At 71.4% G+C, this 13,898-nt stretch carries 13 protein-coding genes; 11 read left to right on the top strand and 2 right to left on the bottom strand.

What is annotated here, in order from left to right:
• Positions 1–85: 85 nt before the first annotated feature.
• Positions 86–1,222 (bottom strand): beta-eliminating lyase-related protein, encoded by a 1,137-nt coding sequence (locus tag ACH4VO_RS24045; RefSeq protein ID WP_360991121.1) that lies wholly within the window; start codon positions 1,220–1,222, stop codon positions 86–88.
• A gap of 162 nt (positions 1,223–1,384) precedes the next feature.
• Between ACH4VO_RS24045 and ACH4VO_RS24040 the strand changes: the two genes are divergently transcribed.
• The 10 genes from ACH4VO_RS24040 (at position 1,385) to ACH4VO_RS23995 (ending at position 9,541) form a co-directional block, all read left to right on the top strand.
• On the top strand, positions 1,385–2,362 hold the full coding sequence (locus tag ACH4VO_RS24040) for a DUF2520 domain-containing protein (RefSeq protein ID WP_360991118.1): 978 nt from the start codon (positions 1,385–1,387) through the stop codon (positions 2,360–2,362).
• Positions 2,359–3,372 (top strand): pantoate--beta-alanine ligase, encoded by a 1,014-nt coding sequence (panC, locus tag ACH4VO_RS24035; protein WP_360991115.1) that lies wholly within the window; start codon positions 2,359–2,361, stop codon positions 3,370–3,372. Before ACH4VO_RS24040 ends, panC begins: the two co-directional genes overlap by 4 nt.
• Positions 3,369–5,129 (top strand): L-aspartate oxidase, encoded by a 1,761-nt coding sequence (locus tag ACH4VO_RS24030; RefSeq protein ID WP_360991113.1) that lies wholly within the window; start codon positions 3,369–3,371, stop codon positions 5,127–5,129. The genes panC and ACH4VO_RS24030 overlap by 4 nt, the downstream gene beginning before the upstream one ends.
• Positions 5,130–5,131: 2 nt before the next feature.
• Positions 5,132–6,178: a carboxylating nicotinate-nucleotide diphosphorylase gene (gene nadC / locus ACH4VO_RS24025; RefSeq protein ID WP_360991110.1), complete on the top strand. Its 1,047-nt coding sequence runs from the start codon at positions 5,132–5,134 to the stop codon at positions 6,176–6,178.
• The gene (locus ACH4VO_RS24020) at positions 6,178–6,975 is read left to right on the top strand and encodes a type III pantothenate kinase (protein WP_360991107.1); all 798 of its coding nucleotides are present in this window, start codon (positions 6,178–6,180) and stop codon (positions 6,973–6,975) included. The genes nadC and ACH4VO_RS24020 overlap by 1 nt, the downstream gene beginning before the upstream one ends.
• A gap of 139 nt (positions 6,976–7,114) precedes the next feature.
• A complete protein-coding gene (locus ACH4VO_RS24015; protein WP_360991464.1) occupies positions 7,115–7,708 on the top strand; it encodes a hypothetical protein in 594 nt (197 codons plus the stop codon).
• A 46-nt stretch (positions 7,709–7,754) separates the two neighbouring features.
• The gene (locus tag ACH4VO_RS24010) at positions 7,755–7,934 is read left to right on the top strand and encodes a hypothetical protein (protein WP_360991105.1); all 180 of its coding nucleotides are present in this window, start codon (positions 7,755–7,757) and stop codon (positions 7,932–7,934) included.
• A 101-nt stretch (positions 7,935–8,035) separates the two neighbouring features.
• Complete coding sequence (locus ACH4VO_RS24005; RefSeq protein WP_360991102.1) at positions 8,036–8,470, top strand: BlaI/MecI/CopY family transcriptional regulator; 435 nt, start codon at positions 8,036–8,038, stop codon at positions 8,468–8,470.
• Between the two features lie 9 nt (positions 8,471–8,479).
• Positions 8,480–9,061: an amino-acid N-acetyltransferase gene (locus ACH4VO_RS24000; protein WP_360991099.1), complete on the top strand. Its 582-nt coding sequence runs from the start codon at positions 8,480–8,482 to the stop codon at positions 9,059–9,061.
• Positions 9,062–9,205: 144 nt separating this feature from the next.
• Positions 9,206–9,541, top strand: coding sequence for an Lsr2 family protein (locus tag ACH4VO_RS23995; protein WP_069171964.1), 336 nt, complete (start codon positions 9,206–9,208; stop codon positions 9,539–9,541).
• Here the strand turns inward: ACH4VO_RS23995 and ACH4VO_RS23990 are convergent.
• Complete coding sequence (locus tag ACH4VO_RS23990) at positions 9,520–10,104, bottom strand: SCO3374 family protein (RefSeq protein WP_360991096.1); 585 nt, start codon at positions 10,102–10,104, stop codon at positions 9,520–9,522. The genes ACH4VO_RS23995 and ACH4VO_RS23990 overlap by 22 nt on opposite strands.
• A 427-nt stretch (positions 10,105–10,531) precedes the next feature.
• On the opposite strand from ACH4VO_RS23990, the gene ACH4VO_RS23985 reads away from it, so the two are divergent.
• Positions 10,532–13,057: an ATP-dependent Clp protease ATP-binding subunit gene (locus tag ACH4VO_RS23985; RefSeq protein WP_069171966.1), complete on the top strand. Its 2,526-nt coding sequence runs from the start codon at positions 10,532–10,534 to the stop codon at positions 13,055–13,057.
• Positions 13,058–13,898 lie beyond the last annotated feature (841 nt).

The following is a 13,898-nucleotide window of genomic DNA, read 5'->3' as shown; positions in this document are numbered from 1 at the left end:
GGGCGGCCCGCAGCCCGGCCCGGACGCGGGGCAGGGACGGCCCCAGCCCCACGCCAGGCCGTAAGGCCGAATCCCGGGACAGCCCTCAGTCCAGCAGTCGCACGAAGTCCGCCACCGCGGCCCGGACGTCCTGCGCCGTCCACTCCAGTCCCGGCCCCGCCACGGTGACCTCCGTGAAGGAGATGCCGGGCGGCCCGGCGAACCACCGCCGGAAGAGCGCCACACCCGTCTCCTCGGCCTGCCGCACCGACGCCTCGTCCAGCACCTCGGCCCCGTACGGCAGCCACACCTGGAACTGGTGCGTGTGCGGGGGGTCCGGGTGCACCCGGGACCAGGGTACGGAGGACTCGGCGAAGGCCTCCGCGAGTGCCCCCGCCACCACCTTCGCGTGCGCCACGTACGACGGCAGCCTCGGCAGCTCCCGCTCCAGGCCCAGCAGCGCGGAGAGCGCCGCCGGGTACTGCTGGAAGACCTGACCGCCGTACCGGTGGCGCCACGTCCGCGCCTCGTCGACCAGTGCTTCGGGGCCCGCGAGCACCGCCCCGGACAGCCCGTCCAGGGACTTGTAGAACGAGACGTACACACTGTCGGCGAGGGCCGCGATCTCCGGCAGCCCGCGCCCGAGGTGCGGTCCGCACTCCCACAGTCTGGCTCCGTCCAGGTGTACCACCGCGTCCCGCTCCCGTGCGGCGGCCACGACCGCTTCCAGCTCCTCCCAGGAGGGCAGGACGAAGCCCGCGTCGCGCAGCGGCAGCTCGAGCATCAGCGTGCCGAACGGCTCGGGGAAGCCGTGGATCTCCTCCGCCGTGGGCAACCGCGGTTCGGACGTCGGATGCACCGTGCGCAGCCCGCTCACCGAGGCGAGCGCGCCCCGCTCGTGCACCTCCGGGTGGGAGAGCGGATGCAGGGCGACGACGGGGCTGCCCGTGCGCCCCGCCCAGCAGCGCAGCGCCACCTGCTGGGCCATCGTGCCCGTCGGGAAGAAGGCCGCGGCCTCCATCCCGAGCAGCTGCGCCGTCCGCCGCTCCAGCTCGGCGACGACCCCGTCGCCGTACACGTCCGTCCACCCGCTCAGGTCGTGGACCGCGCCCGCGTCGGCGGCCAGCGCGGCCAGCCGCTCGCCCAGTGTGTGGTCGGCCGACGTGCGGGCCAGCGTCCTCGTGGACCGCTGCCACGCGGCCAGCCTGCGGTTCCGCTGCTTCTGCTCATCGGTGACTGTCATGGGACGATCATCGCGCCTGCCGCCGCCGTTCCCCATCCCGTTTCCCGGCCCCGGAAGTTACCCACAGGCTGTGGACGGCCGGGGGTGCCGGGACGCGCTGGCGTAGCATGCAGAGGAATCGTCCGGTACCCCCCGCGGACTGGAACGGAAGGCCACCGCCGCGTGAACGCATCAGTTTCCAAGGAACCCCTCGACGCGAGGGACCGCCCCGCCCGCCTCACCGTCGGCGTCGTCGGCGCGGGCCGGGTCGGCCCCGCCCTCGCCGCCTCGCTGCAGCTCGCCGGGCACCGCCCCGTCGCGGTGTCGGGCGTCTCCGACGCGTCCCGGCGCCGGGCCGCCGCGCTCCTCCCCGACGTGCCCCTGGTCACCCCGGCCGACGTCCTCGCCCGCGCCGAGCTCGTGTTGCTGACCGTTCCCGACGACGCTCTGCCCGGCCTGGTCGAGGGCCTCGCCGAGACGGGTGCCGTCCGGCCGGGCCAGCTGATCGTGCACACCTCGGGGCGGTACGGGACCCGGGTCCTCGACCCCGCCCTGCGGGCCGGGGCCCTCCCGCTCGCGCTGCATCCGGCGATGACCTTCACCGGCAGCTCCGTCGACGTCCAGCGGCTGGCCGGCTGCTCCTTCGGGGTCACCGCGCCCGAGGAGCTCAGGCTCGCCGCCGAAGCCCTCGTCATCGAGATGGGCGGCGAACCCGAATGGGTCGCGGAGGAGTCCCGTCCGCTCTACCACGCGGCGCTCGCCCTCGGCGCCAACCACCTGGTCACCCTGGTCGCCCAGTCCCTGGAGCTGCTGGGAAAGGCGGGCGTGGCCGCGCCCGACCGGATGCTCGGACCGCTGCTCGGCGCGGCGCTCGACAACGCCCTGCGCTCCGGTGACGCGGCGCTGACCGGCCCGGTCGCCCGGGGCGACGCCGGCACGGTGGCCGCGCACATACACGAGCTGCGCGCCCACGCCCCGCAGGCGGTGGCCGGCTACCTCGCCATGGCCCGCACCACAGCCGACCGGGCCCTGGCCCTCGGCCTGCTCAAGCCGGAGTCGGCGGAGGACCTCCTCGACGTCCTCTCCGACCGCGCCGCCGCGGGGAACGGCACCGACGGAACACACGGAACCGGCGAGGCCGGTCCGGGGGAGAACCGATGACCACCGCACCCGCCACCCTGCTGCGCACCATCGGTGAGCTGCACGCGCTCCGCCGGCCCGCCGGCGCGCAGCGCGCCGTCGTCATGACGATGGGCGCGCTCCACGACGGCCACGCCACCCTGATCCGCACGGCGCGCGCCGCCGTCGGCCCCGGCGGACAGGTCGTCGTCACCGTCTTCGTCAACCCGCTCCAGTTCGGTGAGGCCGCCGACCTCGACCGCTATCCCCGCACCATCGAGGCCGACCTCGCCGTCGCCTCCGAGGCGGGTGCCGACGCGGTCTTCGCCCCCGGTGCCGACGAGGTCTACCCCGGCGGCGAACCCCAGGTCAGGATCACCGCCGGCCCGATGGGCGAGCGGCTGGAGGGCGCGTCGAGGCCCGGGCACTTCGACGGCATGCTCACCGTGGTCGCCAAGCTCCTCCACCTCACCCGGCCCGACGCCGCGTTCTACGGCCAGAAGGACGCCCAGCAGCTGGCACTGATCCGCCGCATGGTCCGCGACCTCGACTTCGGCGTCGACATCGTCGCCGTACCGACGGTCCGTGACCCGGACGGCCTGGCGCTGTCCAGCCGCAACAGGTTCCTCTCCGCCGGCGAACGCCGCACGGCGCTCGCCCTGTCCCGGGCCCTCTTCGCGGCCCGCGACCGGCTGGCGGCCCAGCAGGCGCTGCACGCGCGGGCCACGGCCGTTCCGGGGCGCCAGGGCAGGGCCGCCGCCCTCCACCGGATCGGGGAGGCCCGTGCGGCCGCCGACTCGCAGGCGGTGGCGCAGGCCAGGCCCGCCGTGGGACCCGCCGACGTGCGCGCCGCCGCACAGGCCGTGCTCGACGAGGCGGCCCGGGAAGCGGTGCCGCTCGCCCTCGACTACCTCGCGCTCGTGGACCCGTCGGACTTCACCGAGATCCCCGACGGCCGCGACGGTGGGGAGGCGGTCCTCGCCGTCGCGGCCCGGGTGGGCGCCACCCGCCTGATCGACAACATCCCGCTGACCCTCGGAGCCCTCACGTGACCGGAATACGGCTGACCGCCCCTGCCCCGGGCTGGGCCATCGACGCGGACGTCGTCGTGGTCGGCTCCGGCGTTGCCGGTCTCACCACCGCGCTGCGCTGCGCCGCCGCGGGCCTCGCCACCGTGGTCGTCACCAAGGCGCGCCTCGACGACGGCTCGACCCGCTGGGCACAGGGCGGCATCGCCGCGGCGCTCGGTGAGGGCGACACCCCCGAGCAGCACCTGGACGACACCCTCGTCGCCGGGGCGGGACTGTGCGACGAGACGGCCGTGCGCACCCTCGTCACCGAGGGACCCGGCGCCGTCCGCCGGCTGATCGAGACCGGCGCGCACTTCGACACCACGGACTCCGGTGCCATCGCCCTGACCCGCGAGGGCGGCCACCACCGACGCCGCATCGCGCACGCGGGCGGAGACGCGACCGGCGCGGAGATCTCCCGCGCCCTGGTCGAGGCCGTCCGCTCCGCCGCCCTGCACACCGTCGAGAACGCCCTCGTCCTCGACCTGCTCACCGACGCCGAAGGCCGTACGGCCGGTGTCACCCTGCACGTCATGGGCGAGGGCCAGCACGACGGTGTCGGCGCGGTCCGCGCCCCGGCGGTGGTCCTGGCCACCGGGGGCATGGGCCAGGTCTTCTCCGCCACGACCAACCCGCCGGTCTCCACGGGCGACGGGGTGGCCCTCGCGCTCCGCGCGGGAGCGGAGGTCTCCGACCTCGAGTTCGTCCAGTTCCACCCGACGGTCCTCTTCCTCGGCGCCGGCTCCGAGGGCCAGCAGCCCCTGGTGTCGGAGGCGGTACGCGGCGAGGGCGCCCATCTCGTCGACGCCTCCGGCACCCGCTTCATGCTGGGCCGGCACGAGCTGGCGGAGCTCGCCCCCCGTGACATCGTGGCGAAGGCCATCACCCGCCAGATGCACCTGCTCGGCGCCGAGCACATGTACCTCGACGCGCGTCACTTCGGTGCCGCGATGTGGGAGGAGCGCTTCCCGACGATCCTGGCCGCATGCCGCTCCCACGGCATCGACCCGGTCACGGAGCCGATCCCCGTGGCCCCCGCCGCGCACTACGCCTCGGGAGGCATCCGCACCGACCTCAGGGGCCGTACGACCGTCCCCGGCCTGTACGCCTGCGGGGAGGTCGCCTGCACGGGCGTGCACGGCGCCAACCGGCTGGCGTCCAACTCCCTGCTGGAAGGGCTCGTCTTCGCCGAGCGCATCGCGGCTGACATCGTGGCCGGCGGACCCCGGGACCGGCCCCTGCCGGCCGAGGCGCCCGACGCCACCGCGGAGACGGTCCCGCTGCTCACCGCGGAGACCCGGACCCGCATCCAGCGGATCATGACCAGGGGCGCCGGAGTCATCCGCTCGGCGGACGGCCTGGCCGCCGCGGCCGAGGAACTGGAGGTGCTCCAGCGGACGGCCGCCGTCCCCGGTGCCGGGGAGGACGCCGCCAAGGACGCCGTACCCGGCGTGGAGGCGTGGGAGGCCACCAACCTCCTCCTCGTCTCGCGGGTCCTGGTCGCCGCCGCCCGGGAGCGCGAGGAGACCCGCGGCTGCCACTGGCGCGAGGACCGGCCCGACCGCGACGACGAGGGATGGCGCCGTCACCTCGTCGTCCGCCTCGCTCCGGACCTGCGGCCGGTCGTCCGCCGGACCCGGGATGCGGCGTTCCCGCCCGTGGAGCCCGGGAACTCAGCAGACTTCGCAGGACCCAGCAGCCTCCGGCACCACCCCGCCGACGTCCCAGAGGAGCAGTAACCGTGAGCACGCCCGAAGAGAACCCGCGCCCCACCCCCGTGGACGTACCGTTGATCCACATCGGCGCACCCGCCGAGTCCGGCGGCTGCGGCGACGGGTGCGGTTGCGGCGACGGCTACGACCCGGACGGGCTGGAGTGCGGGCTGGATCCCGCCCTGGCCCAGCTCCTGGCCGAGGCCGGGCTGGACCCCGTCCAGGTCGAGGACATCGCCCACGTCGCGATCGAGGAGGATCTGGACGGCGGGGTCGACGTCACCACCGTCGCGACCGTCGCCGAGGACGCCGTCGCCACGGGTGACTTCACCGCCCGCGAGAACGGCGTCGTGGCGGGCCTGCGCGTGGCCGAGGCCGTGCTGTCCATCGTCTGCACGGACGAGTTCGAGGTCGAGCGCCACGTCGAGGACGGCGACCGGGTCGTCGCCGGCCAGAAGCTGCTCACCGTCACCACCCGCACCCGCGACCTCCTCACCGGCGAGCGCAGCGCCCTGAACCTGCTCTGCAGGCTCTCCGGGATCGCGACCGCGACCCGGGCCTGGGCGGACGTGCTCGACGGCACGAAGGCCAAGGTCCGCGACACCCGTAAGACCACTCCGGGGCTGCGCGCCCTGGAGAAGTACGCGGTGCGCTGCGGCGGGGGTGTCAACCACCGCATGTCGCTCGTGGACGCGGCTCTGGTCAAGGACAACCACGTGATCGCGGCGGGCGGGGTCGCCGAGGCGTTCAAGCGGGTCAGGGAGGCGTTCCCGGAGCTGCCGGTCGAGGTCGAGGTCGACACCCTGGAGCAGGTCCGCGAGGTGCTCGACGCGGGGGCCGACCTGATCCTGCTGGACAACTTCACCCCGACCGGGACGGCGGAGGCGGTCGCGCTCGTCGGCGGCCGCGCGGTGCTGGAGTCCTCCGGCCGGCTGAGCCTCGACTCCGCCCGGGCGTACGCCGAGGCGGGCGTCGACTACCTGGCCGTCGGCGCGCTCACGCACTCCTCGCCGATCCTCGACATCGGCCTGGACTTCCGCGACGCCCCGGCCCCGACCGACGGGGCCGACGCCTGATGCTGCTCACCATCGACGTCGGCAACTCGCACACGGTCCTCGGCCTGTTCGACGGTGAGGAGATCGTCGAGCACTGGCGGATCTCCACCGACTCCCGCCGCACCGCCGACGAGCTGGCGGTGCTCCTCCAGGGCCTGATGGGCATGCATCCGCTGCTCGGGGTGGAGCTCGGTGACGGCATCGAGGGCATCGCCATCTGCTCGACCGTCCCCGCCGTGCTGCACGAGCTCCGCGAGGTCACCCGCCGCTACTACGGCGACGTCCCCGCCGTCCTCGTGGAGCCGGGCGTCAAGACGGGCGTGCCGGTCCTGACGGACAACCCGAAGGAGGTCGGCGCGGACCGCATCATCAACGCGGTGGCAGCCGTCGAGCTCTACGGCGGTCCGGCCATCGTCGTGGACCTCGGCACGGCCACCACGTTCGACGCGGTGTCGGCCCGCGGCGAGTACACGGGCGGGGTGATCGCGCCCGGGATCGAGATCTCGGTCGAGGCGCTCGGGGTGAAGGGCGCCCAGCTCCGCAAGATCGAGCTCGCCAGGCCGCGCAGCGTGATCGGGAAGAACACCGTCGAGGCCATGCAGTCCGGCATCGTGTATGGCTTCGCGGGGCAGATCGACGGCGTGGTCGAGCGCATGAAGAAGGAGCTGGCGGCCGACCCCGACGAGGTCACCGTCATCGCGACCGGGGGCCTTGCTCCGATGGTGTTGGGTGAGTCCTCCGTCATCGACGAGCACGAGCCCTGGCTGACGCTCATCGGCCTGCGCCTGGTGTACGAGCGCAACATCGCCCGGAGGTAGGAACAGCCCGCGGTCACCTGCGGGAACGACTCGGCGGCGCGGTGCGGAACGGCGCGCCGCCGAGTAGCCAGTTAAGCGGATTTGTCCATTTAGCACGTATTGTCGCGTCATGCCCACGCCCTACGGATCACGCGGCGGCATGGCGTTCGGCGCGGACGAGCTGCGGGTGCTCCGACGCGCTCTCGCCAACGCCCTCCACCCCACGCCCCTGCCGGAAGAGGATGTCCAGGACTGCCTGCGGCTCGCGGGCGCGGTGGACGAGGTGGTGAGCGAAGCGGGACGGCTGCGCGCCTTCCTCCTCGCCGACCTCGCCCGCTACCGCGAAGCGCTCCCCGGATCGCTCAGTGGCTATCTGGAGCTCCTCCAGGACGCCCTCGCCGCCGGCTACGACCCCCGCCCCGACGACCTCGCGGCCCTGCGCGCCCTGCGTGCCGGACCGGTCGCCGCAGCGCTCCTGGAGCGCTGCCAGGTGCTCGCGGAACGCTCGGTGCGCGCACGCCTCGCCGGCCGCGCCGTTCCGGCGACGGCGCCCGCGCCGCGCAGCCGGCTGCTGGCCCTTCCTGGCGGCCTCGCGGCGGCCAAGGAGCCCGAACGTCCCAAGGAGCCGGCGAGGCCTGCGGCCCCGGGACGCCCGGCTGCCCCGGGTGAGCGTCCGATGCCCAAGCCGTCCGAGGTCTTTCCGCCCCGCCGCCCCTCGCCCCCGCCCCGGCCCGAGGAGCGCGCCGTGTCGTAGGGGTGCCGGGCGGGACCGGAATGCCGGACTCGCTACCCTGGACGGCATGGACTACGTATCCGCGCTCGTGCCGCCCGTGGTGATGGCCGCCTTCTTCATCGGTCTCGTCGTGACGATCATCAAGAGCCAGGGTGGCCCGAACAAGGCCAAGGAGGACGCCGCCGTGGACGCGGCGTTCGCCCGTGCGGAATCGGCGCAGCAGGCGCCGCGGCCCGAGGGTGCCTGAACCGGATCCACGCACGAAGGGCGCACGGCTCCTCGGAGCCGTGCGCCCTTTTGTCGTCCCGAAAATGCCTCATTCCAGACATCTAGCACCGAGGTGACGCTGTGCCGCGCCAATTGGGAGAGCTGGAAGACGCCGTGATGACACGGGTCTGGCAATGGAACCGTCCGGTCACCGTGCGCGAAGTCCTGGAGGACCTTCAGCGGGAGCGTTCCATCGCGTACACGACCGTCATGACGGTAATGGACAATCTCCATCAGAAGGGCTGGGTCCGCCGGGAAGTGGACGGCCGGGCATATCGATATACGGCTGTCTCCACCCGTGCCGCGTACTCCGCCGCACTGATGAACGAAGCGTGGTCGCGCAGTGACAACCCGGCTGCCGCGCTGGTCGCCTTCTTCGGCATGATGTCGGCCGAGCAGCGGGAGGCTCTCCAGGACGCGATGCGCATCGTCGCACCCACCTTCCCGGAACCGTCTCCGGACTCGCCCCACGAGGGTCCTCCGGCCGATGGGACGCCGCCGGAGGCCGGGCGATAGCGTCTGGGTATGTCCTCAGAGCTGCCGCAAACCGAGCCGGATACCGAGCTGGATACAGATTTTCATACCGACCCGTCGGTAAAAAGGCCCGCCATCACTGTACGGCGGGCCAGGACCAGCGACGTGGCGTCCGTCCGCGATCTCCTTGACGGGTACGTCTCCGAAGGCATCCTGCTCGACAAAGCGACGGTCACTCTTTACGAGGACATCCAGGAGTTCTGGGTCGCCGAACGCGACGAGGACGCCCGGGTCATCGGCTGCGGCGCCCTGCACGTGATGTGGGAAGACCTCGCCGAAGTGCGCACTCTCGCCGTCGACCACGGCATGAAGGGGGCAGGAGTCGGCCATCAGGTTCTGGACAAGCTCTTGCAGACCGCGCGCTGGCTCGGTGTCCGGCGGGTTTTCTGTCTCACCTTCGAAGTCGACTTCTTTGCGAAGCACGGCTTCACCGAGATCGGCGAGACGCCCGTCGACGGAGATGTCTACAGCGAGCTGCTGCGTTCCTATGACGAGGGCGTGGCGGAGTTCCTCGGTCTCGAACGGGTGAAGCCGAACACCTTGGGCAACAGCCGGATGCTTCTGCACCTGTGAAGGGTGGAAGGTGCCCGAACCCTATGTCCGAATCGCGCATGTTTCCCGTGTTCTTGCACTCCCGAACCTCTCCCGGGGGTTTGTGTTTTCCGGGGAAAAGCGGTTTCCTTTCCGCGTACTGCATTTTCGATGAAAGGAAATCCGGTGGCACAGAAGGTTCAGGTCCTTCTTGTTGATGACCTCGACGGTGGCGAGGCGGACGAGACCGTGACGTTCGCCCTGGACGGCAAGACGTACGAGATCGACCTCACCACGACCAACGCGGACAAGCTCCGTGGTCTTCTCGAGCCGTACACCAGGAGTGGCCGTCGCACCGGTGGCCGCGCGGCGACCGGCCGTGGCAAGGGCCGCGCGGTTTCCGGCGGCAACAAGGACACGGCGGAGATCCGTAAGTGGGCGCGCGAGAACGGCCACAATGTGAATGACCGCGGCCGTGTCCCGGCCGAGATCCGTGAGGCTTACGAGAAGGCCAACGGCTGATCTGCCGCGCGATCGGCCGGCAGGTGCGTCCGGGCGCGCGTCAGCCGGGCCCGGTGGCACTCCGTGGCCGCCGCGTCCAGCAGCTGTACGAGATCGGGAGCATCCCCACCCCTGCTCCCGAGGCCGGCCAGGGCCGGGAGCAGTGGTTCCACCTCCTGCCGTGGTGCGGGGGGCCGCAGCCAGAACGCGGCCCCCGGCCGGGCTGCCGCACCGCCGGGCGGCACGGGTGCTGTCATGTGCCCGCCCGCGCCGATGACCGTCAGGTCGAGGGCGATGCCGCCCCAGTCCAGCCAGTCGAGCAGCCCGGGCAGTTCGTCGGCGCTGCCGACGGTCACCAGGAGACGCATCCGTGGCCCGTCCAACGCCACGGGGCCGGTGCGCCCCACGCGGCGCAGCGCCGCGTGCCCGGCCTCCGCCGGCAGGTCCAGTACGTCGAAGCGCACTCCCGTCAGCAGCATCGCGGGAGGCCCGCTCGCGGTGGCCCAGTCGAGTTCGCGTGCGTACCACTGCGCGCGGTCGTCGGATTCCGGCGACGAGCGGGGAGGCGGGACGAGGGGAGCCATGTCGGGTGAACCGCCGCACCGCTCGCGAGGTTACGCAAGGTCGTCGACCTGTCGCCCTGGGTATCCGCCTCGGGGGCGTACAGGAGCGTGCGCCGACGCAAGGTTGTTCGCCCGTAGCGGAGGGAACGGGGGTGCGCCGCATGGACTGTCGGTGGGTGCGGGTAAGACATCCCTAGTGGGAAGGGGCGACACGCAGGCAAAACGTCTCACGTTCGCCATCGGCGTACTGGCGAAAGGGCTATCTGCCTGGCCTGCGGGAACATCGTCTCGCACCATCGGGTTGGAGCAGTTGTCGGCGTTCGGGGCAGGAGGCCATCGCGGGTGTCGGCAGTTGAAATGAGCGGTCCCTGCTTGCGGGACTAAGCTGCGGAAGGACAGGGAGGGGACCGACCCCTTACTGCCTGACCGCTCTGAGGAGCGATTAACGATGTTCGAGAGGTTCACCGACCGCGCGCGGCGGGTTGTCGTCCTGGCTCAGGAAGAAGCCCGGATGCTCAACCACAACTACATCGGCACCGAGCACATCCTCCTGGGCCTGATCCACGAGGGTGAGGGTGTCGCCGCTAAGGCCCTGGAGAGCCTCGGGATTTCGCTCGAGGCGGTCCGCCAGCAGGTGGAGGAGATCATCGGCCAGGGCCAGCAGGCCCCGTCCGGGCACATCCCCTTCACCCCCCGGGCGAAGAAGGTCCTGGAGCTGTCGCTCCGCGAGGCCCTTCAGCTCGGCCACAACTACATCGGCACGGAGCACATCCTGCTCGGCCTGATCCGCGAGGGCGAGGGCGTCGCCGCCCAGGTCCTCGTGAAGCTGGGCGCCGACCTGAACCGGGTGCGGCAGCAGGTCATCCAGCTGCTCTCCGGGTACTCGGGAGGCAAGGAGGCGGCCACCGCCGGCGGCCCCGCCGAGGGCACGCCCTCCACGTCCCTGGTGCTCGACCAGTTCGGCCGGAATCTCACCCAGGCCGCTCGTGAGTCCAAGCTCGACCCGGTCATCGGGCGCGAGAAGGAGATCGAGCGGGTCATGCAGGTGCTCTCCCGCCGTACGAAGAACAACCCTGTCCTCATCGGCGAGCCCGGTGTCGGCAAGACGGCGGTCGTCGAGGGCCTGGCCCAGGCCATCGTCAAGGGCGAGGTCCCCGAGACGCTCAAGGACAAGCACCTCTACACGCTGGACCTGGGCGCACTCGTCGCCGGTTCCCGCTACCGCGGTGACTTCGAGGAGCGCCTGAAGAAGGTCCTCAAGGAGATCCGCACCCGCGGCGACATCATCCTGTTCATCGACGAGCTCCACACCCTGGTGGGTGCGGGTGCCGCCGAGGGCGCGATCGACGCGGCGAGCATCCTCAAGCCCATGCTGGCGCGAGGCGAGCTCCAGACCATCGGTGCCACGACGCTCGACGAGTACCGCAAGCACCTGGAGAAGGACGCCGCTCTCGAGCGCCGCTTCCAGCCCATCCAGGTCGCGGAGCCGTCGCTTCCGCACACAATCGAGATCCTCAAGGGTCTGCGCGACCGTTACGAGGCCCACCACCGGGTCTCCATCACGGACGAGGCACTGGTCCAGGCGGCGACCCTGGCCGACCGGTACATCTCGGACCGCTTCCTGCCGGACAAGGCGATCGACCTGATCGACGAGGCCGGTTCCCGGATGCGCATCCGCCGGATGACCGCGCCGCCGGACCTCCGCGAGTTCGACGAGAAGATCGCGGGTGTCCGCCGCGACAAGGAGTCGGCGATCGACTCCCAGGACTTCGAGAAGGCGGCGTCCCTCCGGGACAAGGAGAAGCAGCTGCTGGCGGCGAAGGCCAAGCGGGAGAAGGAGTGGAAGGCCGGCGACATGGACGTCGTCGCCGAGGTCGACGGCGAGCTCATCGCCGAAGTCCTGGCCACGGCCACCGGTATCCCGGTCTTCAAGCTGACGGAGGAGGAGTCCTCGCGTCTGCTGCGCATGGAGGACGAGCTCCACAAGCGCGTCATCGGGCAGAAGGACGCCATCAAGGCCCTCTCGCAGGCGATCCGCCGTACGCGGGCCGGTCTGAAGGACCCGAAGCGCCCCGGTGGCTCGTTCATCTTCGCCGGCCCGTCCGGTGTCGGTAAGACGGAGCTCTCCAAGACGCTCGCCGAATTCCTCTTCGGTGACGAGGACGCGCTGATCTCCCTCGACATGTCGGAGTTCAGCGAGAAGCACACGGTCTCCCGCCTCTTCGGATCGCCCCCCGGTTACGTGGGCTACGAAGAGGGTGGCCAGCTCACCGAGAAGGTGCGCCGCAAGCCGTTCTCCGTCGTTCTCTTCGACGAGGTCGAGAAGGCCCACCCCGACATCTTCAATTCCCTGCTCCAGATTCTGGAGGACGGTCGCCTGACCGACTCACAGGGCCGGGTCGTGGACTTCAAGAACACGGTCATCATCATGACGACCAACCTCGGGACCCGGGACATCTCGAAGGGCTTCAACCTGGGCTTCGCCGCCCAGGGCGACGTGAAGACGAACTACGAGCGGATGAAGGTCAAGGTCAACGAAGAGCTCAAGCAGCACTTCCGGCCCGAGTTCCTCAACCGTGTCGACGACACGGTCGTCTTCCACCAGCTCACCGAGGAAGACATCATCCAGATCGTCGATCTCATGATCGACAAGGTGGATGAGCGCCTGAAGGACCGCGACATGGGCATCGAGCTCAGTGCCGAGGCCAAGTCGCTCCTCGCGAAGAAGGGCTACGACCCCGTGATGGGCGCCCGGCCGCTGCGCCGGACGATCCAGCGCGAGATCGAGGACATCCTCTCCGAGAAGATCCTCTTCGGCGAGCTGCGCCCCGGTCACATCGTGGTCGTGGGTACGGAGGGTGAGGGCGACGAGAAGAAGTTCTCGTTCCGTGGCGAGGAGAAGTCGGCACTGCCCGACGTCCCGCCGATCGAGCAGGCTGCGGGCGGCGGCCCGAACCTGTCGAAGGAAGCGTAAGGCGCTCCCTGAGCGCCTGAGCGTAGAGAAGGGGCTGCCCCGGACCGGTCACGGTCCGGGGCAGCCCCTTCTCCCGTCGGTCGGGGTGTGCCACGCGGAGCCGGCCGGTCGGGCCCGCCGCGCCCGGTCCGGTACCCGAGGTCGGGTCGCGCGCCCGGTGAGTCGGGGGGCCTCGGACGTGGGCCTGGGGAACGCGGGTGGCACGGTGGGTACGCAAGGTCGGCCAGCCGGGCTGCTCTTGCGCGTGCCCGGTCGGCGGCCGGGGCGCGAAGCCCGGAGGCGCGGCCGGGGAGTTCTGCGGGTCCTTGGACGTGGTCTGGGGGACGCGGGGTGGCGCGCAAGCCCCGGACGCGGCCTGGAAGCTCCGGGGCCTGCCGTCCCGGTCGTGGGCCTGGGACCCCTGGGGCGTCGGCACTGTCCCACGTCAGCCATGAAGACCTCGCGCCCGCTGAGGGGATGCCCGCCGCGTGAGTGTGCGGCCCCGGGGGCCGAAGGTCCCGAAACGGACAGTCTTCGGGCCCACCGGCGGTGACAAGGCGCACAGGCGATTTCGGGCCTACTAGCGCGCATAGGGGAAAAATCCTTGATCGTTCAACGGTCCGGCGCGCGGCAGGACCCGGGGAGCCTCCCGCTTCGTGGTTATCTGTCCGAAAAGGTGCCCTACTGCCCCTTAAGGTGGCGTTCCGTCTGGAGTTGAACCTGATCCGAGGAGTCAGGTGCGACCTCGTTCGGCGGAGGTTCCGCGTGGCTGTCGCGGTGCATTCCCGTGGCACCTTCTACGGCTTTTCATCGTAGATGGGGTGTTTGAGTGTTTCCGGGGGTGCGGGTTACCAAGGTGGAG

It is taken from the genome of Streptomyces sp. NPDC020780 (assembly GCF_044334475.1).
Classification (GTDB): Bacteria; Actinomycetota; Actinomycetes; order Streptomycetales; family Streptomycetaceae; genus Streptomyces.
Note: the sequence above shows the minus strand (reverse complement) of the source record. Positions and strands in the feature narration are given on the sequence as shown.

Bases quoted from the DNA above. Each gene is read 5' to 3' on its own strand.
- ACH4VO_RS24010 (WP_360991105.1), top strand. From the start codon at position 7,755: ATGGACTACGTATCCGCGCTCGTGCCGCCCGTGGTGATGGCCGCCTTC.
- ACH4VO_RS24015 (WP_360991464.1), top strand. From the start codon at position 7,115: ATGGCGTTCGGCGCGGACGAGCTGCGGGTGCTCCGACGCGCTCTCGCC.
- ACH4VO_RS23985 (WP_069171966.1), top strand. From the start codon at position 10,532: ATGTTCGAGAGGTTCACCGACCGCGCGCGGCGGGTTGTCGTCCTGGCT.
- ACH4VO_RS24045 (WP_360991121.1), bottom strand. From the start codon at position 1,222: ATGACAGTCACCGATGAGCAGAAGCAGCGGAACCGCAGGCTGGCCGCG.
- panC (WP_360991115.1), top strand. From the start codon at position 2,359: ATGACCACCGCACCCGCCACCCTGCTGCGCACCATCGGTGAGCTGCAC.
- ACH4VO_RS24000 (WP_360991099.1), top strand. From the start codon at position 8,480: ATGTCCTCAGAGCTGCCGCAAACCGAGCCGGATACCGAGCTGGATACA.
- ACH4VO_RS23990 (WP_360991096.1), bottom strand. From the start codon at position 10,104: ATGGCTCCCCTCGTCCCGCCTCCCCGCTCGTCGCCGGAATCCGACGAC.
- ACH4VO_RS24020 (WP_360991107.1), top strand. From the start codon at position 6,178: ATGCTGCTCACCATCGACGTCGGCAACTCGCACACGGTCCTCGGCCTG.